Origin of the sequence: Vreelandella glaciei (assembly GCF_013415125.1) — a bacterium.
Classification (GTDB): domain Bacteria; phylum Pseudomonadota; class Gammaproteobacteria; order Pseudomonadales; family Halomonadaceae; genus Vreelandella; species Vreelandella glaciei.
The window spans coordinates 1-22,999 of the sequence record NZ_JACCDE010000033.1 but is presented as its reverse complement, the minus strand read 5'-3'; the positions used below and the strand labels follow the sequence as shown (position 1 = coordinate 22,999).

General features: G+C 55.5%; 21 protein-coding genes, 1 tRNA gene and 1 pseudogene. 19 read left to right on the top strand and 4 right to left on the bottom strand.

What is annotated here, in order from left to right:
- Positions 1–32 precede the first annotated feature (32 nt).
- Positions 33–1,286, top strand: coding sequence for a M24 family metallopeptidase (locus tag HZS80_RS18935; RefSeq protein ID WP_179916957.1), 1,254 nt, complete (start codon positions 33–35; stop codon positions 1,284–1,286).
- 120 nt (positions 1,287–1,406) lie between these two features.
- Positions 1,407–2,276 (top strand): glycine betaine ABC transporter substrate-binding protein, encoded by an 870-nt coding sequence (locus tag HZS80_RS18930; protein ID WP_179916956.1) that lies wholly within the window; start codon positions 1,407–1,409, stop codon positions 2,274–2,276.
- A gap of 181 nt (positions 2,277–2,457) precedes the next feature.
- Here HZS80_RS18930 and HZS80_RS18925 read toward each other — a convergent pair.
- Together HZS80_RS18925 and ispB are read right to left on the bottom strand one after the other, a co-directional pair.
- Positions 2,458–2,534 (bottom strand) — tRNA-Pro (locus HZS80_RS18925).
- A 100-nt stretch (positions 2,535–2,634) separates the two neighbouring features.
- On the bottom strand, positions 2,635–3,639 hold the full coding sequence (gene ispB / locus HZS80_RS18920; protein ID WP_179916955.1) for an octaprenyl diphosphate synthase: 1,005 nt from the start codon (positions 3,637–3,639) through the stop codon (positions 2,635–2,637).
- 327 nt (positions 3,640–3,966) lie between these two features.
- Between ispB and rplU the strand changes: the two genes are divergently transcribed.
- From rplU to proB, 4 genes are all read left to right on the top strand, one after another.
- A complete protein-coding gene (gene rplU, locus HZS80_RS18915; RefSeq protein WP_008957068.1) occupies positions 3,967–4,278 on the top strand; it encodes a 50S ribosomal protein L21 in 312 nt (103 codons plus the stop codon).
- 29 nt (positions 4,279–4,307) lie between these two features.
- The gene (rpmA, locus tag HZS80_RS18910; protein WP_008957069.1) at positions 4,308–4,565 is read left to right on the top strand and encodes a 50S ribosomal protein L27; all 258 of its coding nucleotides are present in this window, start codon (positions 4,308–4,310) and stop codon (positions 4,563–4,565) included.
- A gap of 182 nt (positions 4,566–4,747) precedes the next feature.
- Entirely contained in the window at positions 4,748–5,935 is a 1,188-nt protein-coding gene (cgtA, locus tag HZS80_RS18905; protein WP_008957070.1) for an Obg family GTPase CgtA, read from the top strand.
- Between the two features lie 28 nt (positions 5,936–5,963).
- Complete coding sequence (gene proB / locus HZS80_RS18900; protein ID WP_035562547.1) at positions 5,964–7,103, top strand: glutamate 5-kinase; 1,140 nt, start codon at positions 5,964–5,966, stop codon at positions 7,101–7,103.
- Between the two features lie 11 nt (positions 7,104–7,114).
- Here the strand turns inward: proB and HZS80_RS18895 are convergent, their stop codons facing one another.
- Together HZS80_RS18895 and HZS80_RS18890 are read right to left on the bottom strand one after the other, a co-directional pair.
- A complete protein-coding gene (locus HZS80_RS18895) occupies positions 7,115–8,107 on the bottom strand; it encodes a DUF1853 family protein (RefSeq protein ID WP_179916954.1) in 993 nt (330 codons plus the stop codon).
- 155 nt (positions 8,108–8,262) lie between these two features.
- On the bottom strand, positions 8,263–8,739 hold the full coding sequence (locus tag HZS80_RS18890) for a hypothetical protein (protein ID WP_035562552.1): 477 nt from the start codon (positions 8,737–8,739) through the stop codon (positions 8,263–8,265).
- A 146-nt stretch (positions 8,740–8,885) separates the two neighbouring features.
- Between HZS80_RS18890 and HZS80_RS18885 the strand changes: the two genes are divergently transcribed.
- The 13 genes and pseudogenes from HZS80_RS18885 (at position 8,886) to HZS80_RS18825 (ending at position 22,861) form a co-directional block, all read left to right on the top strand.
- Positions 8,886–9,254 carry a PepSY domain-containing protein gene (locus tag HZS80_RS18885; protein ID WP_035562554.1) on the top strand — a complete coding sequence of 123 codons (369 nt, stop codon included), beginning with the start codon at positions 8,886–8,888 and terminating at the stop codon, positions 9,252–9,254.
- A 74-nt stretch (positions 9,255–9,328) separates the two neighbouring features.
- Positions 9,329–10,003, top strand: a complete 675-nt coding sequence (locus HZS80_RS18880; RefSeq protein WP_179916953.1) for a response regulator transcription factor — start codon at positions 9,329–9,331, stop codon at positions 10,001–10,003.
- A complete protein-coding gene (locus HZS80_RS18875) occupies positions 10,000–11,367 on the top strand; it encodes a sensor histidine kinase (protein WP_179916952.1) in 1,368 nt (455 codons plus the stop codon). The genes HZS80_RS18880 and HZS80_RS18875 overlap by 4 nt, the downstream gene beginning before the upstream one ends.
- A 15-nt stretch (positions 11,368–11,382) precedes the next feature.
- Positions 11,383–13,302, top strand: coding sequence for an alkaline phosphatase D family protein (locus HZS80_RS18870; protein WP_179916951.1), 1,920 nt, complete (start codon positions 11,383–11,385; stop codon positions 13,300–13,302).
- A gap of 175 nt (positions 13,303–13,477) precedes the next feature.
- A pseudogene (locus HZS80_RS24180) lies at positions 13,478–14,440 on the top strand (EAL domain-containing protein).
- Positions 14,441–14,559: 119 nt separating this feature from the next.
- Positions 14,560–15,525, top strand: coding sequence for a phosphate/phosphite/phosphonate ABC transporter substrate-binding protein (phnD, locus tag HZS80_RS18860; protein WP_179916950.1), 966 nt, complete (start codon positions 14,560–14,562; stop codon positions 15,523–15,525).
- A gap of 78 nt (positions 15,526–15,603) precedes the next feature.
- The gene (gene phnC / locus HZS80_RS18855) at positions 15,604–16,443 is read left to right on the top strand and encodes a phosphonate ABC transporter ATP-binding protein (protein WP_035562568.1); all 840 of its coding nucleotides are present in this window, start codon (positions 15,604–15,606) and stop codon (positions 16,441–16,443) included.
- On the top strand, positions 16,440–17,279 hold the full coding sequence (gene phnE / locus HZS80_RS18850; protein ID WP_035562571.1) for a phosphonate ABC transporter, permease protein PhnE: 840 nt from the start codon (positions 16,440–16,442) through the stop codon (positions 17,277–17,279). The genes phnC and phnE (HZS80_RS18850) overlap by 4 nt, the downstream gene beginning before the upstream one ends.
- Positions 17,280–17,321: 42 nt before the next feature.
- Entirely contained in the window at positions 17,322–18,137 is an 816-nt protein-coding gene (phnE, locus tag HZS80_RS18845) for a phosphonate ABC transporter, permease protein PhnE (protein WP_035562574.1), read from the top strand.
- A 32-nt stretch (positions 18,138–18,169) separates the two neighbouring features.
- Positions 18,170–18,799 (top strand): histidine phosphatase family protein, encoded by a 630-nt coding sequence (locus tag HZS80_RS18840; protein WP_179916949.1) that lies wholly within the window; start codon positions 18,170–18,172, stop codon positions 18,797–18,799.
- A gap of 797 nt (positions 18,800–19,596) precedes the next feature.
- Positions 19,597–20,172, top strand: a complete 576-nt coding sequence (locus tag HZS80_RS18835; protein WP_179916948.1) for a putative antibiotic biosynthesis monooxygenase — start codon at positions 19,597–19,599, stop codon at positions 20,170–20,172.
- A gap of 185 nt (positions 20,173–20,357) precedes the next feature.
- Positions 20,358–21,029: a glutathione S-transferase gene (locus tag HZS80_RS18830; protein WP_179916947.1), complete on the top strand. Its 672-nt coding sequence runs from the start codon at positions 20,358–20,360 to the stop codon at positions 21,027–21,029.
- A gap of 8 nt (positions 21,030–21,037) precedes the next feature.
- On the top strand, positions 21,038–22,861 hold the full coding sequence (locus HZS80_RS18825; protein ID WP_035562587.1) for a putative bifunctional diguanylate cyclase/phosphodiesterase: 1,824 nt from the start codon (positions 21,038–21,040) through the stop codon (positions 22,859–22,861).
- Positions 22,862–22,999: the final 138 nt, after the last annotated feature.

Here is a 22,999-nt window from a genome sequence, read left to right as displayed (position 1 = left end):
TGACCGATACCTTTACTGAATGAGGAGAGACCATGAAGATGGATCTCGATACCCTCGGCATTCTTCCGCCGACCCATGCGCCTAGCGATTGCGAGCCGACGCACGCCGAGATTGAACAGGTACTACTCGACCGTCTTGGCCGTGTTCGGCATGAGCTCGTCAAACGTGACCTGGCCGCGGTCGTGCTCTTCGATCCGGCACACGTACGTTATGCCACAGGGTCGCGCAACATGCAGGTCTACAGCTCGCGCAATCCGGCGCGCTATGCGTTCGTCCCCGCCGAAGGGCCAGTGGTGTTGTTCGAGTTTTCCGGCTGCGAGCACTTAGCCAAGCACCTGCCAACGGTGGATGAGATCCGCCCAGCCAAGGCAATTTCTTATTATTTCAATGAGAAGAACACCGAGGCGGTAACCCGCGCCTGGGCGGATGAGATCACCGACCTCGTTCGTCAATGTGGCGGCGGTCAGCGTATCGGCATTGAAAGCGCCACGCCGGAAGCGGCCTTCATGCTGCAGAGGAATGGCTTCGAGGTATTGGATGCACAGGCGCCTCTGGAGTTGGCTCGTGCCATCAAGGTGCCCAATGAGATCAAAATGATCCGTTCGTCTCTGCGCGCAGTAGAAGAGGGTGTACATAAGCTCGAAATGGCGATCAAACCGGGCATGAGCGAGAACGCTGTTTGGTCACGGCTGCACCAGCACATCATCGAAACCGACGCTGACTTTGTCGAGACGCGATTGATGAACTCGGGACCGCGTACTAATCCATGGTTCCAGGAGTGTTCAGACCGAATCATCCAGGATGGCGAACTGGTGGCGCTGGATACCGACGTGGTTGGACGCTACGGCTATTATGCCGACTTCTCTCGCACTTTCCTGTGTGGTGATGGCCAGCCAAGCCAGGCGCAGAAGGATCTCTACGCCATGGCTTATGAACAGATACGCACCAATATGCAAAACATCCGGCCCGGCATCAGTTTCAAGGAATACGCCGAGCGTGCCTGGCAGCTTCCAGAAGCCTACAAGGCGCGCCGTTACTTCGCTTTGGCGCATGGCGTTGGCATGAATGGCGAGTATCCCTACATCGTTCATCGTGAGGATATCGACGACAAGGGCTACGACGGAATTATTGAGCCGGGAATGACGCTTTGCGTGGAGAGTTTTATCGGCCACGAAAAGGGTGGTGAGGGCGTCAAGCTTGAGGAGCAGCTCTACGTACGCGACGACGGAAAAGTGGAGTTACTGTCTGATTACCCCTTCGATTCCAGGTTGCTGGGATATACCTAGTGAAATGGTATTGCATTCTTTTTTCTCATGATAGCTATTCAGTAATGTCGATCGTTATTCGGTAATAACCTGCTACGATTGACTTTTTAGCATGGCTAAATTATTAGAAGGGAGCTTAATATGAATAAAATCTCATCATCGTTTTTGGTGGTAGGGCTGCTCGCAACGACAACTGCCGTTCAGGCGGACAATCACAAGTCATTGGTGATCGGTACCAATAATTGGGCCGAAAACATTGCAGTTGCCAACATGTGGAAGATCATCCTTGAAGAAGAGCATGGCTACGACATTGAACTTTCCGATGTCGGCAAGAGTGTGCTTTACAGTGGTTTAGCAAACGAGGACTTCGATCTCTCCCTGGAGATCTGGTTACCTACCACTGACGCCTCTTTCCTTGAGCCTCACAGGGATGCGATCGATGTGCACGATGTTTGGTACGAAGGCACTGGGCTGGGCCTGGTGGTGCCGAGCTACGTGGATATCGACACCATCCCTGAGCTTGGCGAAAACGCCGAGGCTTATGAATACCAGGGTAGCCCGGCTATTCTTGGTATCGACTCAGGTTCGGCAATTGCAGGTTCTACCGACGATGCGATAGACGTGTACGAACTGCCACTTAAGCAAATCAATAGCTCTGGGCCAGCGATGATGGCGGCGCTAGATGATGCTTATCAACGCGAAGAGCCGATCGTCGTGACACTGTGGAGCCCGCATTGGGCCTTTGCTGAGTACGACCTCAAGTATCTGGAAGATCCTGAGGGCGTTTATGGCGAAAGTGACGATATTCACTGGTTCTCGCGCAAAGGTTTCGGTGATGATGATCCCTGGCTAACGTCCGTGCTCAATGATTGGTACATGGACGACGATACATTGGGTGGCCTGATGGCCGAAATCGAGCAAGCCGGTGACCCAGTAGAAGGTGCCCAGACTTGGATCGATGAGAATCGTGACTTGATTGATGGGTGGATAGCGGCTGGTGACGACGAATAATACTTTATTGACTACCTGGGTTAGCATGCTGCGCTATTTATCAGTGCGCTTGAGATCTGAATTCAAACATATTTAGCAGTCTTTAGTTTTGCGCGTGCTACCTATATGGAACCTAGAGCCACTGCCAACAAAAAACGGCCACTTGCTGTGTTAGCTAAGTGGCCGTTTTTTTCTGGAATTTTGGTCGGAATAGCAGGATTCGAACCTACGACCTCTGCCTCCCGAAGGCAGCGCTCTACCAAGCTGAGCTATATTCCGAAAATTGTTGAGAAGAGCTTATCTGCGCTCAACAACGGAAATGGATCATACTTAGCCAGACGTTTTTTTTCAAGTCTTCGGCGGTGTGATCTAGCAATTTTTATGCTTGGCGATCAACCGCTAAGCGGGCCAACTGGGCCATGCTATCACGGTAGGCGCTGGGCGGCAGGGCGTCCAGTTGCTGCAGGGCTTTATCGGCCATCTCTTCGGCACGCTGGCGGGTGTAGTCGAGTGCGCCGGTGGCGTGAATAATTTCCAGCACGGCGTCGAGTTGCTCAAGCCCGCCATCGCGAATCACCTGGCGAATCAGCTTGGCCTGTTCCGGCGTGCCTTGCTCCATAGCGTGGATCAGCGGCAACGTCGGCTTGCCTTCGGCTAGATCGTCGCCAACGTTTTTGCCCATGGCATCGGCGTCGCCCTGGTAGTCCAGCAGGTCGTCAATCAGTTGGAAGGCGAGACCCAGGTAGCGGCCATAATACTGGAGTGCTTGCTCTTGCTCCGGCGTTGCTTCTGCCAGCACCGCACCGCTGTGGGAAGCCGCTTCAAACAGCATGGCGGTTTTACCCAAAATGGTCTCGAAGTAATCCTCTTCTGAGATGCTGGGGTTGCCGATATTGGTCAACTGCAGCACTTCGCCTTCGGCGATGATGCAGGTGGCGCCGGAAAGAATTGCCATGATGCGCATCGAGCCGACATCAACCATCATTTGAAACGAGCGGGCATAGAGAAAGTCACCAACCAATACCGATGGTGCATTGCCCCAGGCATCGTTGGCGGTTTTCTTGCCGCGGCGCATATGCGATTCGTCCACCACGTCATCGTGCAGCAGCGTGGAGGTGTGCATAAACTCAATCAGCGTGGCTAGCGGTATATGCTTGTCGCCGGTGTAGTCGAGCGAGCGGGCGGCCAGTAGCGCCAATAAAGGGCGCAAACGTTTGCCACCGCTTTCGGTAATGTACTGACCGATGGTTTCAACCAGCGGTACCTTGGAATTGAGCTGCTCGACAATTGTGCGGTTGACGGCGGCGAAGTCATCGGCCACCACGGCGTGCAGCGGTGAAGGCGTTGGGCTGACGGGCTGGGCTGAGGAGACGTTGGCGGTCATGGAATCCGTTCATCGCGGCAGATGGAGGCGGTAAGTGCCGCCCGTAGTTGTGGTGTAGATGTGGTCATGTGTTGGGGTCATGCTATGGGGCTGCCTGTTGGGCGTCAAGATACGAGCGACGGTTACACTTTAGTTGTTAACGGGCTTGGCAATTGACAACGGCCTGTGGTCTTGTGGTAAGCATAGATAGTCGTTATAATCCGCGACCCACTCATCATGCTCCCTGTCAGATGGCTCCAAAAGGGGCGCCACTCGCAGCAGGTCGATAAGAGCGTAAGGCGATGAGCGCTGCCGAAAGCGGCATTAACGACAAGTCCGGAGAGCGACATGTACGCAATTATTAAAAGCGGTGGCAAACAGTACCGTGTTCAAGAAGGTCAAACGCTCAAACTCGAGAAAATCGAAGTCGCCACCGGCGAAACGATCGAGTTTGACGAAGTGCTGATGGTTGCAGACGGCGATGACTTCAACATCGGTGCGCCGATGCTTAGTGGTGCTAAAGTCTCTGCCGAAGTGGTTTCCCACGGCCGTGGCGATAAAGTGACCATCATCAAGTTCCGTCGTCGTAAGCACAGCATGAAGCGTCAGGGCCACCGCCAGTGGTTCACTGAAGTCAAAATTACCGGAATTTCTGCGTAAGCGGTCAATTCCCTTAGGAGGATTTTGCAATGGCACATAAAAAGGCAGCCGGCTCCACGCGTAACGGTCGCGATTCCGAGTCCAAACGGTTAGGTGTAAAACTCTTCGGTGGCCAAGCGGCAACTGCGGGTAACATCATCGTGCGTCAGCGCGGCACGCGTTTCCACGCGGGCACAGGCGTCGGCCTAGGTCGTGACCACACACTGTTCGCGCTGAGCGACGGTTTTGTGAAGTTTGAGACCAAAGGCCCGAAAAACCGTAAGTTCGTTAGCATCGTTTCTGCCTAAACGGCTAGTGCTATGCTCGCGCTTGCGAGAAAAAAGGCCCCGCTATGGCGGGGCTTTTTTGTCGGTTAAATCTCTTTTCCAATACGCTTTACCACGATGTATTTATCATTATGCTGGTGGCAATAAAGAGTTGGGAAAACAGTAGTACATATTAGGGCGGCGGAAGCGGCCGGGAGAATCCAATGCAGTTCGTCGATGAAGCCTCGATTATTGTTGAGGCGGGCAAAGGCGGCAATGGCTGTCTGAGCTTTCGCCGCGAAAAATATGTGCCCAGGGGCGGCCCCGATGGGGGTGATGGCGGTCATGGCGGCAGCGTTTACCTGATTGGTGACGATGCGCTTAATACCCTGATCGATTTTAAATTCCAGCGCTTCTATAAAGCGCAAAACGGTCAGGGCGGCATGGGCCGTCAAATGAGCGGCAAGGCTGGTGAGGACCTGCACGTCAAAGTGCCGGTGGGTACCACGGTCATTGACGAAGATACTTTGGAAGTCATCGCTGATGTGACTGAAATCGGTCAAGTGGTATTGGTGGGCGAAGGTGGTCGGCGTGGATTGGGTAACATCCACTTTAAGTCCTCGACCAACCGCGCGCCCCGCCGTACCACCACTGGCACCGATGGCGATCGCCGCAACCTGCGCCTAGAAATGAAAGTGATGGCCGATGTTGGCTTGCTGGGCATGCCCAACGCGGGCAAATCAACGCTGATTCGCTCAGTGTCGGCTGCCAAGCCTAAAGTCGCCAACTACCCGTTCACTACCTTGGTGCCCAACTTGGGCGTGGTGAAACTGGGCATGCACGAGCACTTCGTGATGGCCGATGTACCCGGCTTGATTGAAGGCGCCTCTGAGGGCGCAGGGTTAGGGCTACGCTTCTTGAAGCACCTGACGCGCACGCGGCTGCTGTTTCACGTGGTCGATGTGGCGCCGTTTGACGAGTCTGATCCGGTCGAGGCTGCCAAGGCCATTGTTCACGAGCTGGGGCAATTCTCGCCGGCGCTTTCCGAGCGTCCACGCTGGCTGGTGCTGAACAAGTTTGACCTGCTGCCGGAAGAGGAGCGTGAAGAGCGCGCTCAGAAGATTATCCAGGCGCTCAACTGGGAAGGCCCGGTGTTCCGCATTTCGGCGATCAGCAGCGACGGCACCGATAAGCTGGTTCAGGCAGCCTACCGCTGGTTGACCGAGCAGCGTCGTCTTGAGAATGAAGATGAAGAAGCGCTGGCCCGCGAGCAGGAAATGCGCCGCCGCATGGAAGAAGAGTCGGTCGCGCGTACCGAGGATCGTTTGGGGCGTCGCCGTAAGCGTGATGATGAAGATGACGAAGACTTCGACGACGATGATTACGATGTTGAAGTCGAGTACGCGCCTTAGTGTCAGTGCCTGGTGAAGGTGGGGTGGCATGGAAAGTAACGAGCAAATCCTAGGGCGAAGCGCGCTGAGCCGCGCGCGGCGGGTCGTGGTGAAGATTGGCAGTGCGCTACTCACTAACGATGGCCGTGGCCTGGACGAAGCCGCTATTGGCGGCTGGGTTGATCAAATTGCCGCCCTGCATCAGCAGGGGATAGAGGTAGTGCTGGTCTCTTCTGGCGCGGTGGCGGCGGGCATGGTGCGGCTGGGCTGGCAAGTGCGCCCCAGCGCTGTGCATGAGCTTCAGGCGGCCGCTGCCGTAGGCCAGAATGGTCTGACCCAGTGTTATGAACAACACTTTGCCCGCCACAGCATGCTCACCGCGCAAATCCTGCTTACCCACGACGATCTTTCTAACCGCAAGCGCTACCTGAATGCGCTCTCTGCGCTACGCACGTTAGTAGAGATGCGCGTGGTGCCGGTAATCAATGAAAACGACACCGTCGTAACCGACGAGATCCGCTTCGGCGATAACGATACGCTAGGGGCGCTGGTCGCCAATCTGCTGGAAGCGGACGCGCTGCTGCTATTGACCGACCAGGAAGGCCTGTTTGACGCCGACCCGCGCCACAACCCCAACGCCCAGATGATTGCCGAAGGGCGCGCGGACGATCCACGCCTAGCCGCTATGGCAGGCAGCGGGGGGGCGCTGGGGCGGGGCGGTATGACCACCAAAGTGCGCGCGGCGCAGTTAGCGGCGCGCTCTGGGGCGGTCACGGTGATTGCCAGTGGACGTCAGCCTGATGTTATCAATCGGATTATGGCGGGCGAGTCGTTAGGCACGCTGTTGCGCCCGGATCAAGTGCCTATGGCGGCACGCAAACGTTGGTTGGCGGGGCAATTGCAGGTGCGCGGCACGCTGGTGCTGGACGCCGGTGCGGTGAAAGTACTGCGCAATCAAGGCTCTAGCCTATTGGCGGTTGGCGTGCGCAATGTGCAGGGCAGCTTTAAGCGCGGTGATATGGTGGTGTGTGTGGATGAGCAGGGCGCCTCAGTGGCCAAGGGTCTGGTTAACTACGGCGCCGATGAAGCGCGCCAGTTGGCAGGCCAGCCCAGCCATCAGATTGAAGCGATCCTTGGCTACGTGGAAGCCCACGAGCTGATTCACCGCGATAACCTTGTGGTGGTGTAAACGTATCGTCGCTAGCGTACTACGGGCGGAAGAGGTACCTGGCGTGGCCAGTTGTCGGGTACCAAAAAAAGCCGCTCATAGCGCTGCTGCTGCGGGTAATACAGCATCACTTGCTGGGGTGAGCGCCAGGTATGCACCTTTTCGAAAATGGCGGGCAACTGTTCTGCCATCGGGCGAAAGGCGCTGTGAAGGGGCGGCGCTAGCCAGTGGGGTTTTTCCAGCCATGCCATTTCAGGCCTTTCGGTTACACTCGCCGCCAGCGCAGGCCAATCGCGTAAGTAACACCACGTCCCACGGCGGTGATCGGCTGTCGCGCCTTCGGGCGCTGGCATTGCCGCGTGCCAGGGATAATACAGCACGCCCGGCATTGCCAGTCGCTGGGTTAGCTGCTCGCCTAACTCCTGACTAGAAACCCCAATGTCCCGTGGCGCAAGCCAATGGGCGAGTGTTTCCAGCGCGGGTGCCGTGGTGGAAAGCGGCAATTGATGGCGGCGCAAATGACCGCACTTCAGCGCTAGGCTGTCTAACCCGCCGGGGCCAATCCAGCGGCTTTGGCTGGTGGCCGCGCCAGGCCCTTCGGGCAGCCCCAGGTAGAACTTGATCGCCACTTCCAAATGCACCGGTGCCGGGTTGTCGCGGGTTCTGTAGAGCATATCCAGTTCGCCCAATGTGTTGCGTTGACGAGTAATGCGCACGTTTCGGGCGAGCAGTCGCGTATTCGGTGCATGATCTAATAGCGTATGCCACAGGCGTTCGTGGTAGTGCCCCATGCGCGTTGCGCGGCTGCCGTTCAAGGCGATTAACGATGGGCGGCCAAGCTGACGTAGCCAGGGTAGTAGCGCTTGCTCCAGCCCTAACTCTTTGATGGTGGGTCGCCCGCCACAGGGAATTGGCGGTGGAAGCTCCACCAGATCATGCGTGGCGATCAGCCACGCTAAGTCCCGCAGCACCGTTGAGCTGAGTTCTTCATTCCCTAGCGCGCCGTCAACGCCTTCGTTCAGCACGGGTTTCTCCTTAGCACCTTGGTCAGGTCGGCACTATACATTTAGCTGCATGACTTTTTAGCTGTATAGTTTGGCAGCCTACCATAAACGCAGCGGGCTCCCTGTAGGGAGCCCGCAAGATGGTTTAAAGCGCCGCCGATAGCGTTGGTACGTGTTTAATCGCGGTCAATTTGGGTAACTTCAGAAGAGCCCTGGCGCACACTGATTTCCAGCTCACGGCCATTTTCACCGCGGCCTTCGATATCGATGATGCCGCTCTTGTCGATATCAAGGTCTTCAAACTCAACCATACCTTCCTGGCGGGCAACGTCTAAGGCTTGGCGGATATCGTCTTCGCTCATGCCCCAGGCACCGGTAATCAGGCGCTCGCGTTTCTCTTCTAGCGTATCTCCGTTATCAAGGGAGAAATCCACATCCGCGTACCACTCCTCGTCCAGCCAACCTTCTACTTCTACGCGGCCGCGACCTTTAACGCTAATTTCTTCGTAGTGGCTGAAACCGTAATCATTGGCGTGGGTCAATACGTCATCAATGCGATCCATCGGCAGCGAATCGGCCTGGGCACTACCTGCAGCAGCGGCAAGTAGCAGAGCAGAGGTCGGGATCAGCAGCATTTTTTTCATGGTATTCATAGCAAATTCCTTCTTTACGTATTTAAACGTGAATGAGTGACTGACACTCAGCGAATGCGACAGGGAATTTATACCACCGCGATACTTTCCTTAAGCTGACAAAACTGTTCATCTAACGTTCATGTTGGCTTTGGCATCCTAGCGTTATGAGTAAACTCCTACGTCACCTTATAAAGCCGCTGCGCAACGTCTCACGACGCGCTCGACGCAACGTCACTGGTATAGCCTTAGTGCTATTGCTGGTGGGTAGCGCGGTGGGTGACCAGCACTGGGAGTCATTGCACGGCGAGGTTAGCCGTGGCGAGGTCGTCCCGCTCGACACTATTTTAGATTGGCTGGAAGCTCACTATATAGGTGAGGTGCTGGAGGTTGAAGTAGAGCGCGAAGGGGGGTACGTGGAGTACGAAATCAAGCTGCTCGGCCCTCAGGGCCAAGTCGTTGAGTTCGAATTTGATGGTCATAATGGCCAACTGATGTCTATTGAGGGCGTGCGCATTAATGATATGCGCCGTTAGTGTCGTTACACCACGTATCGCTGCGATATCACACTTGGGATTGCCAAGACGTTGCCGGAAAGGGTAGTTAGCCAATGAAGTGTTTGCTGGTAGAGGATGACCAAGCGCTAGCGCGCGAGTTGAGCCAAGCGTTGCGTGATGGTGACTGGCTGGTAGAGCATGCGGCTAACGGCCAGGATGCCGATTTTCTAGTACGTACCGAAGCTTACGACACACTGATTTTAGATGTAGGGCTACCCGATGGGGATGGGACTCGCTGGTTGGCGGCGTGGCGCGAAGATGGTATTGATCTGCCTGTGCTGATTCTAACTGCTCGTGAGCGGTGGGCGGATAAAGCCGCGGGATTTACCGCTGGGGCTGATGACTACGTCACGAAGCCGTTCGAGCCAGCGGAAGTGCTGTTTCGCTTGCGTGCGCTTGTACGCCGCAGCCACGGTCACGCTCACCCAGTATTAAAAGTGGGCGAACTGAGTCTAGATACCCACACTCAGCACGTGACGTTGGTCGGGCGCCCGGTCGGCTTAACCGCACAGGAGACGCGCCTGCTGGGCTATTTAATGCACGCGGCACCGCGAGTGGTGAGTCGTACCGAGCTTTCAGAGCATGTTTACGACCGCGACCATGAACCTGACTCTAACGTGATTGACGTTCAGGTCAGCCGCCTGCGCCGTAAGTTGGGAAGTTGGCGGATTGCCACTCAGCGGGGCCAGGGTTATCGGCTGTTAGCAGAAGAGCCTGGCAGCGAATGAGTCAAGCCAAAACGGCTTGGCGGGGTCGTTGGGCGCGGCGTTCCATCAGCCTGCGGCTATTGCTGGCCGTATTAGTGATGGTGGGGCTGGCCCTGCCTATCGCTGGCACGCTACTTTCTCACCATTACCATACCTCGGCCACTCAGGCCTTTGATGATCGTCTTGGCGCGACGCTTAATGTCATCATGGCGGGCGTGACCTATGACCGTTTAGCGCAGCAGCTTGTCCACGACCGGGCGCTGGGCGACCCGCGTTTTGAGAATGTCTACTCCGGCTGGTACTGGCAAATCACCGATGGTGGGCAACATACCCTGGCCTCTCGCTCACTATGGGATCAACGCCTGCCAGTGGTGGAGAATGAAAACCTCAGTGCGCGCTCATTAATCGGCCCGCGGGGGCAATCGCTGCGCGTGGTGGAGCGCGATATCTACCTGGCCCCGTTAGAGGAACCGCTGCATATTAGCGTGGCCGCCCGAGACGATGTGCTCACCAACGATATCCGTGAATTCCAATATCTGTTGTGGGGCGGGTTGATCGGCTTGGGCGTGTTGCTACTCGGCGTGTTAGCACTGCAAGTACGCTGGGGGTTAGCGCCGCTGCGCCGCATGCACGCCAATCTTCATGATGTGGAGCAAGGGCGCAGCGAACAGTTAGATACCCGCTTGCCGGAAGAGTTAGCGACACTGGCGGCCTCAATGAACGCGGTGTTGGCACGCGATCAGCGCTTAATCGAGCGCGGACGCCATACCGCGGGCAATCTTGCCCATGCGTTGAAAACACCGCTGAGTGTGATGCGCCTGCAGCTTCGCCAGCTTCCGGAAGCGAACCGTGCCGCCTGGGCGGTTGAGTTGGAACGTTTGGATAGCGCGGTACGTCATCACTTGGCCCGAGCTTCCGCGGCGGGTGAAGGCGTGCGCTTTGCACCTATTGATCTATACCCTACGCTAACACCGCTGCTCAATGGACTCTCCAGGCTTGCCCAGCGACGCGGCATTGTGCTGCGCCAAACCTGGGGCCAGAAAATCAGAGTGCACATGGATGAGCAAGATATCCAAGAGCTGGTGGGTAACTTGATGGATAATGCGCTGCGCTGGGCGCATAGCGAGGTGCAGCTTAACGTGAAAACTGACGGTCAGCAGTTGATTTTAACCGTTAGCGATAACGGCCCTGGCATGTCGGAGGCAGAGTGCCAGCAGGCGGTTCAGCGTGGTCAACGGTTAGATGAGCACCGCTCTGGCAGTGGCCTGGGGCTGGCCATTGTGACCGATCTTGTCGCCCTGTATAGCGGCCAAATGCATCTTACTCGCGCCAGCACCGGCGGGTTAGAGGTAGTCATCGAGCTGCCTGTGGTGGCGCATGGATAACGGAGACTTCATTGGATGAATGGCACTGATACGCTGCCCGATATATTAGCCGGCCCCTTATTAAGACGCATCAGTTCGACTCGGCTGGTACTTTGGATGGTCGCCACTCGGCGATTAAATATGACGCTAATACTGCGGCCTGGGCAGAGTAATGCCGCGTCGATTGGTTTGGCACACCACCAGCAGTGCATTCCTATCGGCCAGCGCGCCTTTATCTATCTAATTGATATTGAACTGGAGTCACCGCTGCCCTGCGATGAGCGCATTGAGTACGACCTGCAAGTTGAAACGGCAACGGGTGAGTGGCGCTCATTGCCCGAGTGGGCGCCATGGCTATGTTATGACGGCGCCGCTTACCCCGCCTTTGTGATTGCCTCGCGGCATCACCGGCTTATGCATGGTTCCTGCCGCAAACCCCATCACGACAGTGACGATGGTTTGGTGCGCGCCGATAGCTGGCTCGCCGAGCAGCAAGACGCCCCAGCCGAGTGGCCCGCTTGGCTTTTGATGACCGGTGATCAAATTTATGCTGACGATGTGGCCGGCCCTATGCTGCGCGCCGTGCATGCGCTTATTGAACGGCTAGGGTTGGTGGATGAGTGGCTGGAAGGCGCCACGGTCGACGATAGCCAAGCCCTCTACGACTCGCCCGATAGTTACTATCAACGCGCTGAGTTGCTGCCGGATGTGGCCAACAATGTGGCGCTACGCAAGCGCTTTTTTAGCGGCGTCAAGAAGCCGGTCTTTACGTCGGCGAATGCGCAGAACCATTTAATGACACTGGCTGAAATGCTCGCCATGTACTGCCTGGTATGGTCCCCGGTGCCCTGGCGAGTGATTACGTTCGACGCGCCTGCTTTAGATAAAAAAAATGCCGAGCTCTATCGTCAAGAGCAGGCGGTGATAGACAGCTTCGTGGCAGGTTTGCCGCAGTGCGCGCGGTTAATGGCGCACTTACCCAGCCTGATGATTTTCGATGACCACGATGTGACCGATGACTGGAACCTTTCCGCTGACTGGGAACTCGCTGCCTACGGCCATCCGTTCTCGAAGCGCATTATCGGTAACGCTCTGGTGGCTTATTTGCTCTGTCAGGCCTGGGGGAACGACCCTGATAAGCTCAACCCACTAACCCATCACGCCTCGACGCTGCTGGGTGATGGCAGCCAGCCGCTGGTATGCGCCGAGCAAGATGGCTTCATTGAGCGGCTACTGCGTTTTCAGGGCTGGGAGTTTCAGGTGCCGGGCACGCCTGCCTTGATCGTACTGGATACCCGCACCCGCCGCTGGCGCAGCGAGCGCAATCTCAGCCACCCTTCCGGCTTGATGGATTGGGAGGCGCTCATGGAAATGCAGCAAGCGCTAATGGGCGCTAAAAGCGCGGTAATCATTTCGCCCGCCCCGATGTTTGGGGTCAAGCTGATCGAGGGAGTTCAAAAAATCTTTACCGCCGTGGGCAAGCCGTTGGTGGTCGACGCAGAGAACTGGATGGCCCATCGCGGGGCAGCCAGTACGCTGCTGCAAATATGGCGACACTCCAAAACCCCTGGCAACTACGTGATTTTGTCAGGCGATGTGCACTACTCCTTTGTCTACGACATCGTAGTGCGCCATCAGCGGCGCTCGCCGCACCTGTGGCAAATCACATCAAGCGGCATTAAAAACACCTTTCCGGCCACACTGCTCAATACTTTCGATCGGTTGAATCGCTGGCTTTATGCGCCGATGTCGCCACTCAACTGGTTTACTAAGCGTCGTAAGCTGAGTGTTCACCCCCGTGACCCTGATCGCGCCAGCGCTGGCGAACGGCTTTGGAATGCCAGCGGCATTGGGCTGGTAACCCTGGACGAGAAAGGGTCTCCGATCGATATTCGTCAGCTCGATGCCGATGGCCGCGATGTGGTTTTCCCTCCACCAGCAAAAACGCTTACCTGAACAGCCCCGATCTCGAACACGGTGTAGGGCGCTAACTATCTGACTCAGCAGGGGATTGTCATGATAATGTCACGAAAATGACGCACGCTTTCCGCCTATCAATCACTTCCAGGGATGGTGCACTCAATAGGTACCACCGCCATTGATTGGGGTGGCAGAATAGGGCAGCCGGCAAATGACCGCACAAGAAGCGCAGTGGCTGAAAAAGATCATTGCAAAAGAAGAGTTGCATGTTCTTTTTCAGCCCATTGTGAATGCTAGTCAGCAGGCCGTTTATGGTTACGAAGCACTGATTCGTGGACCGAGGACATCGCCGCTTCACTCGCCGTTACGACTGTTTGAAGTTGCCACCCAGGCAGGAAAGCTGGTGGAGTTAGATATCCTCTGCCGGCGGTTGGCGATTTACCGCTTTGCCGAACTTAAGCAACCCGGGCTGCTGTTTCTTAACGTGATGCCGCTAACCATCGTCGAGCGTGATTTTCGCGAAGGCTTAACGCTAGGTTTTATTCGTGACAGTGGCCTGCCCCCGGCAAGGGTAGTGATTGAGCTCACTGAACACGTGCCTATTCATGATTACGAGCTGATGCGCCAAGCGGTGGATCACTACCGGACGATGGGCTTTCAGGTCGCGCTGTATGCCAAACGGCGCGTGTCTGACGAGCAAGGCGTTGCTGCCGCTTACGTTGACTTAGATAACTTTAAAGCCTTTAACGATGCCTATGGCTACGCACGAGGCGACCACATCATTATTTCTCTATCACGGCTGCTGGCAAGCGCAGGTGGATAACGTGGGTGGCTTTATCGGCCATATTGGCGGTGATGATTTTATGATGCTGCTACCGCTTGACCACTGGGAGAGCGTTTGTGGCCAAATCCTACGCTCTTTCGAAGTAATGGCGCCCGGTTTCTACGAAGATGCCGATCGGCTGAGAGGCGGGATTCAGATTGAAAACCGCCAAAACAGTATCACTTTTTCCCCTTTGTTAGCGTGTCGATTGCGGTAAAGCCCATCACCGATACGGCGACTTGCAGAGCGCTGGATATTGCCGCTGAACTGTCTGAGTTGAAGCACCAAGCCAAAAAAATTCCCGGTAACAGCCTGTTTGTTGAGCGACGCGGTCACTGTGTTGGCTTATGAAACGTTCCTGTCATGTGACGTTCGTCAAAACGTCACTAAGTGGTCATATAAATGCCCCGCCGTTGTCATCTGAAATGGTCAGGATTGTTGCTATCTTTTAACAACACGTTAGGTGTCCCATGCAGACGTTATCCCTCTCCCGCACGTTGATCAGCGCCGCCGTCGCCAGTGCCTTCGCCTTGGTTGCCGTGAACGCTTCAGCGGATCTCTCATCGCGTTATGTCGATAACGATGGCGATATGGTCGCCGATGCACCTAGCGATGAGTCTCAGTGGGCCGATCCCGATACGCTCGTGTTTGCCTATACGCCGGTAGAAGATCCTGCGGTTTACGCTGACGTATGGTCTGATTTTCTCGAACACCTGAGCGAAGCAACGGGTAAAGAAGTGCAGTTCTTCCCCGTACAGTCCAACGCCGCCCAGCAGGAAGCGCTGCGCGCTGGCCGTTTGCACGTTGCCGGCTTTAATACCGGCGGTGTACCGGTGGCGGTGAACTGCGGTGGTTTCCGTCCGTTTGCCATGATGGCAGCAGAAGATGGCAGCTTTGGCTACGAAATGGAGATCATCACCTATCCGGGCAGTGGCATTGAGTCCGTTGAAGACCTGGAAGGTCGCCAACTAGCCTTTACCTCTGAGACCTCTAACTCTGGTTTCCGCGCCCCCTCTGCACTGCTGCGCTCCGAGTACGGCATGGAAGCGGGTGAAGATTTTGAAACCGCTTTCTCGGGCTCCCATGACAATTCCATCCTGGGTGTGGTGAACGAAGACTACGATGCGGCCGCCATCGCTAACTCCGTGGGCAAGCGGATGATTTCCCGTGGCGTCGTGAATGAGGGAGACTACGACATTATCTACACCTCAGAAACCTTCCCGACCACGGCTTACGGTTTGGCGAACAACCTGAACCCTGAGCTTGCCGAGAAAATTCAGGACGCGTTCTTCAGCTATGACTGGTCAGGCACCCCGCTTGAAGCAGAATTTGCCAACTCTGGTGAAGCGCAGTTTATTCCGATTACCTATCAGGAAAATTGGTCGGTTATTCGCACCATTGCCGATGCTAACGGTGTGACTTACGACTGTGACTGATCGTTAAGGTAAACGGTACTGCACGGCCAGGAAGGCACCCCTTTCTGGCCGTTTCGCTATACAGATGAGGCAGGAAAAATGTTGACACTAAGCGGCGTTGGTAAGCGTTACCCCACCGGGGATCGGGCGCTGACGGACATTGAACTCACGCTGCCCAAAGGCCAGGTAATGGCGCTAATTGGGCCATCCGGCGCGGGTAAAAGTACCCTCATTCGCTGTGTGAATCGGTTAGTGGAGCCTACCCAGGGCAGTATTCGCCTGGAAGGCACGGAGCTGACCAAGCTTTCAGGGCAGAAGCTTCGCCAGGCGCGCCGCTCAATGGGGATGATTTTCCAGGAGTATGCCCTGGTCGACCGGCTCACCGTGATGGAAAACGTGCTATCCGGCCAGCTCGGCTATGTCGGTTTTTGGCGCAGTTTTTTGCGTCGCTACCCACAGGAAGCAGTCGTCGAAGCCTTTCGGCTACTCGAGCGGGTAGGGCTTCCTCATGCTATCGATAAGCGCGCTGATGCCCTTTCCGGTGGTCAGCGCCAGCGCGTCGGTATCGCCCGGGCACTGCTGCAGAGCCCCAAGCTGCTGCTGGTTGATGAGCCTACCGCCAGCCTCGACCCGAAAACGTCGCGTCAGATCATGCGCTTGATTCGCGAGCTATGTGCTGAGCGCGATTTGGCAGCGATCATCAATATTCATGATGTGGCGTTGGCGCAGCAGTTTGCCGACCGGATTGTCGGCCTGCGGGCTGGACAAATCGTTTTTGACGGCCTGCCTAGTGAACTGACCAGCGAAATGCTCACGACCATTTATGGCGAAGAGGATTGGGATACCACCCCCGAACCGCTGGATGACGAGGCGGATGACTCGGAAGCATCTTCTTACCAGCGCGGCCTGCCGACGATGGCAGCAGGGAGTGCTCGATGAGCGAGCGGGCAGATATGACACGGGTGCAAACACGTCAGCAGGCGGCCCAGCGCGGCCAGTGGCGGCGCCTGCCATTGATTGAGAACCCACGCTTGCGTTGGGGGTTGGCCATTGGTGCGGTGATTTATTTAGTGCTGGCGCTTGCCTCGGTCGAGGTGAACTGGGCGCGGGTAGCCGAAGGTGCAGGGCGGGCGGTTAACTTCTTGGGCGCCTTTATGCAGCCTGATTTTATCAGCCGCTACGACGACATCGTGGCGGGGCTGCTGGAAAGTTTGACCATGACGCTGACTTCCACGGTAGTGGGCGTGCTGCTGGCGATCCCGGTGGGCCTGGGCGCCGCGCGGAACATTTCGCCGCTGCCGATCTACTTTATATGTCGCGCGATTATTGCCGTTTCGCGGACCTTTCAAGAAATCATTATCGCGATTTTGTTTGTGGTCATGTTCGGCTTTGGGCCGCTGGCGGGGATGATCACCCTGGCCTTTGCGACGATTGGCTTTATGGCCAAGCTGTTAGCGGAAGATATTGAAGACCTGGACTGGCGTCAGGTGGAAGCCGTGAGGGCCACCGGGGCAAGCTGGTGGCAAACCATGAACCATGCGGTTCAGCCGCAAGTTATGCCGCGCTTGATTGGGCTTTCGGTTTACCGTCTGGATATCAATTTTCGTGAGTCATCGGTGATTGGCATTGTGGGCGCGGGCGGTATTGGCGCCACGTTGAACACCTCGTTGAGCCGCTATGAGTACGATACCTCTGCCGCTATTTTGCTGATCATTATCGCTATTGTGTTGTTGTGCGAGTACAGCTCGAGCCATGTCCGCCGTTGGACCCAGTGAGCGCTTATTAGCCCCCTGGTCTGTTATATTTGGAGAATCGCGATGCCAGTATCTACTAACTCCCAGGGTCTGCCGGTTTGGCGGCGGCGTACCACTCGCGCCCAATGGCTGCAGTATCTGGCTTGGCTGGCGGGTGTCAGTCTCTTTCTGCTCTGCTGGAAGATGATTTCCGACAATACCATGTGGGTGTTTGTCGAAGACGCTGGCCGTCAAGGGGCCGACCTGATCAGCCGCATGACGCCGCCGGAATGGGGCTACGCCAATGTGCTCTGGAAGCCCATGTGGGACACCATTAACATCGCCACCCTAGGCACCGCCATTGGCATTATAATGGCGTTCCCCGTGGCGTTTATGGCCGCACGTAATACCACGCCGCACCCGCTGGTACGCAGTGCGGCGCTGATGATCATTGTCTCATCCCGCTCGATCAACTCACTGATCTGGGCAATGTTGCTTGTCACCATTCTCGGCCCAGGGGTGTTGGCGGGTATAATCGCTATCGCCCTTCGCTCGATCGGTTTTGTCGGCAAGCTGCTTTATGAGGCGATTGAAGAGATCCATCCCACGCCCGTCGAGGCGATAAGCGCGACCGGTGCCAGCCGTCTGCAGGTGATGAACTATGGCGTGTTGCCGCAAATCATGCCTGCCTTCGCTGGGATTAGTGTTTACCGCTGGGATATTAATATCCGCGAATCGACCGTGCTGGGATTGGTCGGCGCAGGCGGGATTGGTTTGCAGCTAAATGCCTCGATCAACAGCCTCGCCTGGGATCAGGTCAGCGTCATTTTTATCATGATTTTCGCCACCGTACTGGTGTCGGAGTGGGTTTCCGCACGCGTTCGTCACGCGATTATTTAACCGGCAGTGGCACTGTTAAACGAGGGCTGAGTATGCGTTTTCCCGATGCGGAGATCACCACCATTGATTTGTTGCGCCACGGTGAGCCGGTAGGCGGGCGTATGCTGCGTGGCTCCACCGATCATCCGCTGAGCGAGACGGGCTGGCAGCAGGTGACCGATGCCGTTATGGGGCATACGGTCGAAGGCCATCTGCCTTATGATGCGATTGTCACCTCGCCACTTACGCGCTGCCGTGAGTTTGCACTGTGGCTGGGCGAAGAGTTTGACCTGCCCGTTCAGGTGGAAGAGGGCCTTGCCGAGCTGCATTTGGGGCGGTGGGAGGGTAAAACCCACGCCCAGGTGTTTGCAGAAGAGGGCACCGAACGGATGAGTGCGTTCTGGTATGATCCGGCATCGGTATCGCCGCCGGGCGGTGAAACTACCCAGGCCTTCGATGCGCGTCTAGCGGAAGTGTGGCAGCAACTGCTTGCCAACCCACCAGGAAAGCATGTGCTCATCGTGGCGCATCTATTTGTCTGCAATGGCCTACTGCACCAAGTGATTGAACAACCGCTTTCTCGGATGCTGGCGATGGATTTGCCCTATGCGGCACTGAGCCGGGTGCGCCATGAACGCCACTTGTTGGGTGAGACGACCTTTGTTGAGTGGATTGGCCGTTAATTATTACCGTTAACCATGGGCGACTAGGCATGCTTTTTGGGCGCCGCCCGTCACTCCCGTACCCCTTAAGTTATTGTGCCTGCTATCGATAATGTGTTGTGCAGTTCAAAGAGCCTGGGCAGTAATACGTTGTTCATATGCGTTAGTATCGATACTTATTCGAAGGAGATGTTGCGAAGTATGTTTAAGTTTTTCTGAACAGGGCCGATTTATTAGTATTGATCCTTTAACCGGATGTTAAGCTTGCCTATGCACCGCGATGAAACATCGATCACCCTGAATGGCCTCATTTATTACGTCATTCCCAATTTAAACAGTGCCGAAAATTAGTGCTCTCTACGCTAGAAAGCTTAAGTGAAGCGGCTACCAACCCTCGCTTAAACGCACAGATCAGCGCCAAGCGTTTGGGCTGGAGACCCACCGCATAAGAATCAATTTAGCACACTTGCTGAATCGCTATCGGTCCGAGGTCGATGCCATTCTTCGCCCTGAAGGTGAGTATCAAGGGCCAGTCGTAGAACCTGATCTCCAAGAGACAGATGCGATACGCAGTGCTAAGTAGATCTACTAGCATATATGTGCTTTCCAGCGAGGAGAGCGCCCCACCCGATTCCTGGACGGTAAATCAAACGGCACACCTTGTGCTAGCGCCTAGCACCAACAGCTAGCGCGTAACATTCACAGCATGGCATCAACATTGCTTGTATAATGTGGCCATTGGACTTTCAGGTTTACCCGCCTGAAAGCAAGCAGCCTGCCTACCCGGCGCTGGCTGTCCACACATTAGGAGATATACCATGTCTGCCTCACCTGTCACATTGATGGTGGCTCGTCGCGTTGAGCACGGCCGCTACTTCGATTTTAATCGTTGGCTAAACGAGGGGCGCGAGCTGGCGGCTGATTTTGCTGGCTACCTCGGCTCTGGCGTACTGGCACCCCCCGCTGATGACGATGAATATCAGATCATATTTCGCTTTAGCAGCAGCGAAACCTTAGCCGCCTGGGAGCACTCCGCCTCACGACATGCGTGGTTGACGCGCGGAAAAGGGCTGTATGAAGCGCCTCAAGAGCACCGTGCCACCGGGCTGGACACGTGGTTTCAAAACAACGGCAACAGCGCACCACCGCGTTGGAAGCAAGCCGTGGCTGTTTGGTTGGCCTTCTTCCCCATCTCGTTGCTTTTTCAATGGGTATTTGGTGGCGTATTGGCCGATTGGGCGCTGGTGCCCCGGGTGTTGGTGAGTACCTTGATGTTGACGCCAGTGATGGTGTTTGTGTTTATTCCGCTCTCAACGCGCTTATTAGCGCCTTGGCTGCAAGGAAAGTGTTCACCGCTGGATTTACTGGCGCGCTGGCGTCATGCACATCGTTAATCATTAATTTTCCTTGATTTTTACTAGTTTGATGCTTTCATGGGGTTCAGCGCTGTGATGGTGCTAACCTTGGTATATTGATCCTATTAAGAGGATCTTTATGATACTAAGCTGAAGGCGCTTGCAGTAATGGATAACTGTCGCCAGTGCAATGTTGGTGTATAACTCAGCCCCATGGAGTGTTTATGATTCACGTTCACCATTTGGAAAAGTCTCGTTCTCATCGGATTTTATGGCTATTAGAAGCCTTAGAACTGGACTATGAGCTGGTAATTTACCAACGCGATGACAAAACACAGCAAGCGCCCGATTCGCTAAAAAAAATCCACCCGCTTGGTAAATCCCCGGTCATTACCGATGGTAATCTCACCGTGGCTGAGTCAGGCGCGATCATTGATTACCTATTACAGCGCTACGGGCAAGGGCGGTGTCAGCCTTCTTCCGATGACTTGCGGGCTTGGGTAGATTACCGTTACTGGCTACATTATGCCGAAGGCTCACTGATGCCACTGCTGGTGATGCAGCTTGTGTTTAGCCAAGTTCCCAAGCAATCGCCCTGGCTGATTAAACCGCTGGCGCAAGGCATCAGCGATACGGTGAGTAAGCGTTTTTTAGCACCGCAGTTGAAACAGCACCTCACCTTCATCAACCAGCACTTATCAGCCAACGGCAATTTTGCCGGCCCCTGGCCTAGTGGCGCGGATATTCAAATGAGCTTTCCGCTACAGGCGGTGGCGGCCGTCCAGTCGTTAGAGCAGTATTCTGCCATTGCTGCTTTTGTATCGCGTGTCGAACAAGATTCCGCATGGCAGCGAGTGGTAGCGCGAGCTGGCCCGTTAACCATGCCTGGCCAGTAATAACTGCCATGTACCATTTCGCCACTTCTGCAGAGCTGCTGCGCAGCATTGACACTTATTTGGGGCGTTGGGGAATCGCCTTGCTGCTCATTTTTCTCCTTTTAGCACTGCTGGGCAATGTGCTGCTCAAACGCCGCATGCAACATAACCGGGCGTTGCTGCAAACCAATAAAGAGATGCTGGCGACTATTTTGGATAGTGTCGATGCCTTTATTTATATCAAATCACCGACCCTAAAATATCAATATGTTAATCGCCGTATCAGCGATTTATTTGGTCTGCCAGCCGACAAAATCATTGGTAAGTGCGACGCTGAGTTTTTTGATGCTGGCAGCGCTGCTGAAATGGAGCAGGTTGATCGCAGCGTATTGGCGTCGGGCAAGAAAGTAACGGTCGAGGAGAGGAACGTCTTGCAGGGTGAAAGCCGAGTAAGAACGTTCTTATCGATTAAAATGCCGCTATCGATGTCCCCCGGTGCTCCCCCTTCCCTGTGCGGTATTTCGACGGAACTCACCGACTACCTCGAAATGCAGTCGCGCACCTACTATTTGGCCTTCTATGACTCACTGACAGGTCTGCCCAACCGTCGGATGCTGATGGACTCCTTAACGGCCGCGATTGATCATGATGAGTGGTCAGCGTCTTATAGCGCTGTGTTGGTGATTGATCTGGATAACTTTCGCTTAGTGAACGACATCCAGGGTCATGAGAGCGGTGATCACCTGTTGATTAACGTTGCTGAACAGCTACGACAGCGGCTAGAGCCAGAGGCCACGCTGGCGCGCTTTAGTAGTGATGAATTTGTGGTACTGCTGAATAACCTGGGCGAGCCGCAGACCGAGGCCGCCCGAAAAGCGGAACGTGTGTCCCGCCAGCTATTGGAAACCATCGCTCAAGTGAGAAGCGGTCATTCGTTACCCATTAGCGCCAGTATTGGCATTGCACTGTTTACCGGGCGCGAACACAGCATGGATAGCGTGCTGCAACAAGCGGATATGGCCTTGCAGCAGGCGAAGAGGGCTGGCGGCAACACGCTGTGCTTTTTTAACACCGATATGCAGACCAGCGTACTGGAAAGGGCCAGCCTGGAAGCTGATCTGCATAAGGCCCTTGAGCGTAATGAGTTGGCTCTGCACTATCAGGTGCAGGTCGACCATCAGGGCGTGACCACGGGGGTTGAAGCATTATTGCGCTGGTATCACCCCCAGCGTGGCTGGGTCTCCCCCGCGACGTTTATACCTCTGGCAGAGGAGAATAGGCTCATTGTGCCCATCGGTTATTGGGTGCTTAGGTCGGCCTGCGAGCAATTGGCAAAGTGGTCCCATCAAGCGACCTACGCCACCTTAAGTATTTCCGTTAATGTGAGTTCTGTTCAGTTTCAGCAACCCGACTTCGTGCATGACGTAGAGGCGTTATTAGCAGAGACGCTGGCACCGCCAAGCCGTTTGGTGCTGGAAGTCACAGAGAGCCTGCTGATGTGCGAGCCAGTCAGGGTGCGCAATACGATGTTGAAACTCCGCGCTAGAGGGATTCGCTTTGCACTGGATGACTTTGGCACTGGTTACTCATCGCTGAGCTACTTAAAGCGCTTACCGCTAGATGAGCTAAAGATTGATCAATCGTTTATTCGCGAACTGCTCACTGACAAGACAGACGCGGCGATCGTGGATACGACGATACTGCTTGCCGTGAGTTTAGGCTTAACCGTGGTCGCAGAAGGGGTAGAGAAAAAAGAACAGCTTGACTGGCTAAGAGGCCATGGCTGTTACCGCTATCAAGGCTACCTGTTTGGCCGCCCGACACCGATTGAGTATCTTTTTGAAAGCTATTAAGCGGCTATATAAAAACCCGGCGGTCTCAAGTTCCAAGCGCAACGCTATTGAAGGGTGCTCGGGCCAGCGACCGATTTCTTGAGCACCTCGGCGTAAACTTCCAGCGGCGTGCGCCAGTCCAGTGTCTTGCGCGGCCGC

Bases quoted from the DNA above. Each gene is read 5' to 3' on its own strand.
- phnC (WP_035562568.1), top strand. From the start codon at position 15,604: ATGTTGACACTAAGCGGCGTTGGTAAGCGTTACCCCACCGGGGATCGG.
- cgtA (WP_008957070.1), top strand. From the start codon at position 4,748: ATGCAGTTCGTCGATGAAGCCTCGATTATTGTTGAGGCGGGCAAAGGC.
- HZS80_RS18880 (WP_179916953.1), top strand. From the start codon at position 9,329: ATGAAGTGTTTGCTGGTAGAGGATGACCAAGCGCTAGCGCGCGAGTTG.
- HZS80_RS18890 (WP_035562552.1), bottom strand. From the start codon at position 8,739: ATGAATACCATGAAAAAAATGCTGCTGATCCCGACCTCTGCTCTGCTA.
- rplU (WP_008957068.1), top strand. From the start codon at position 3,967: ATGTACGCAATTATTAAAAGCGGTGGCAAACAGTACCGTGTTCAAGAA.
- HZS80_RS18830 (WP_179916947.1), top strand. From the start codon at position 20,358: ATGATTCACGTTCACCATTTGGAAAAGTCTCGTTCTCATCGGATTTTA.
- HZS80_RS18875 (WP_179916952.1), top strand. From the start codon at position 10,000: ATGAGTCAAGCCAAAACGGCTTGGCGGGGTCGTTGGGCGCGGCGTTCC.
- phnD (WP_179916950.1), top strand. From the start codon at position 14,560: ATGCAGACGTTATCCCTCTCCCGCACGTTGATCAGCGCCGCCGTCGCC.
- HZS80_RS18870 (WP_179916951.1), top strand. From the start codon at position 11,383: ATGAATGGCACTGATACGCTGCCCGATATATTAGCCGGCCCCTTATTA.
- HZS80_RS18930 (WP_179916956.1), top strand. From the start codon at position 1,407: ATGAATAAAATCTCATCATCGTTTTTGGTGGTAGGGCTGCTCGCAACG.
- rpmA (WP_008957069.1), top strand. From the start codon at position 4,308: ATGGCACATAAAAAGGCAGCCGGCTCCACGCGTAACGGTCGCGATTCC.
- HZS80_RS18935 (WP_179916957.1), top strand. From the start codon at position 33: ATGAAGATGGATCTCGATACCCTCGGCATTCTTCCGCCGACCCATGCG.
- ispB (WP_179916955.1), bottom strand. From the start codon at position 3,639: ATGACCGCCAACGTCTCCTCAGCCCAGCCCGTCAGCCCAACGCCTTCA.
- HZS80_RS18825 (WP_035562587.1), top strand. From the start codon at position 21,038: ATGTACCATTTCGCCACTTCTGCAGAGCTGCTGCGCAGCATTGACACT.
- HZS80_RS18885 (WP_035562554.1), top strand. From the start codon at position 8,886: ATGAGTAAACTCCTACGTCACCTTATAAAGCCGCTGCGCAACGTCTCA.
- proB (WP_035562547.1), top strand. From the start codon at position 5,964: ATGGAAAGTAACGAGCAAATCCTAGGGCGAAGCGCGCTGAGCCGCGCG.
- HZS80_RS18840 (WP_179916949.1), top strand. From the start codon at position 18,170: ATGCGTTTTCCCGATGCGGAGATCACCACCATTGATTTGTTGCGCCAC.
- HZS80_RS18835 (WP_179916948.1), top strand. From the start codon at position 19,597: ATGTCTGCCTCACCTGTCACATTGATGGTGGCTCGTCGCGTTGAGCAC.
- phnE (WP_035562574.1), top strand. From the start codon at position 17,322: ATGCCAGTATCTACTAACTCCCAGGGTCTGCCGGTTTGGCGGCGGCGT.
- phnE (WP_035562571.1), top strand. From the start codon at position 16,440: ATGAGCGAGCGGGCAGATATGACACGGGTGCAAACACGTCAGCAGGCG.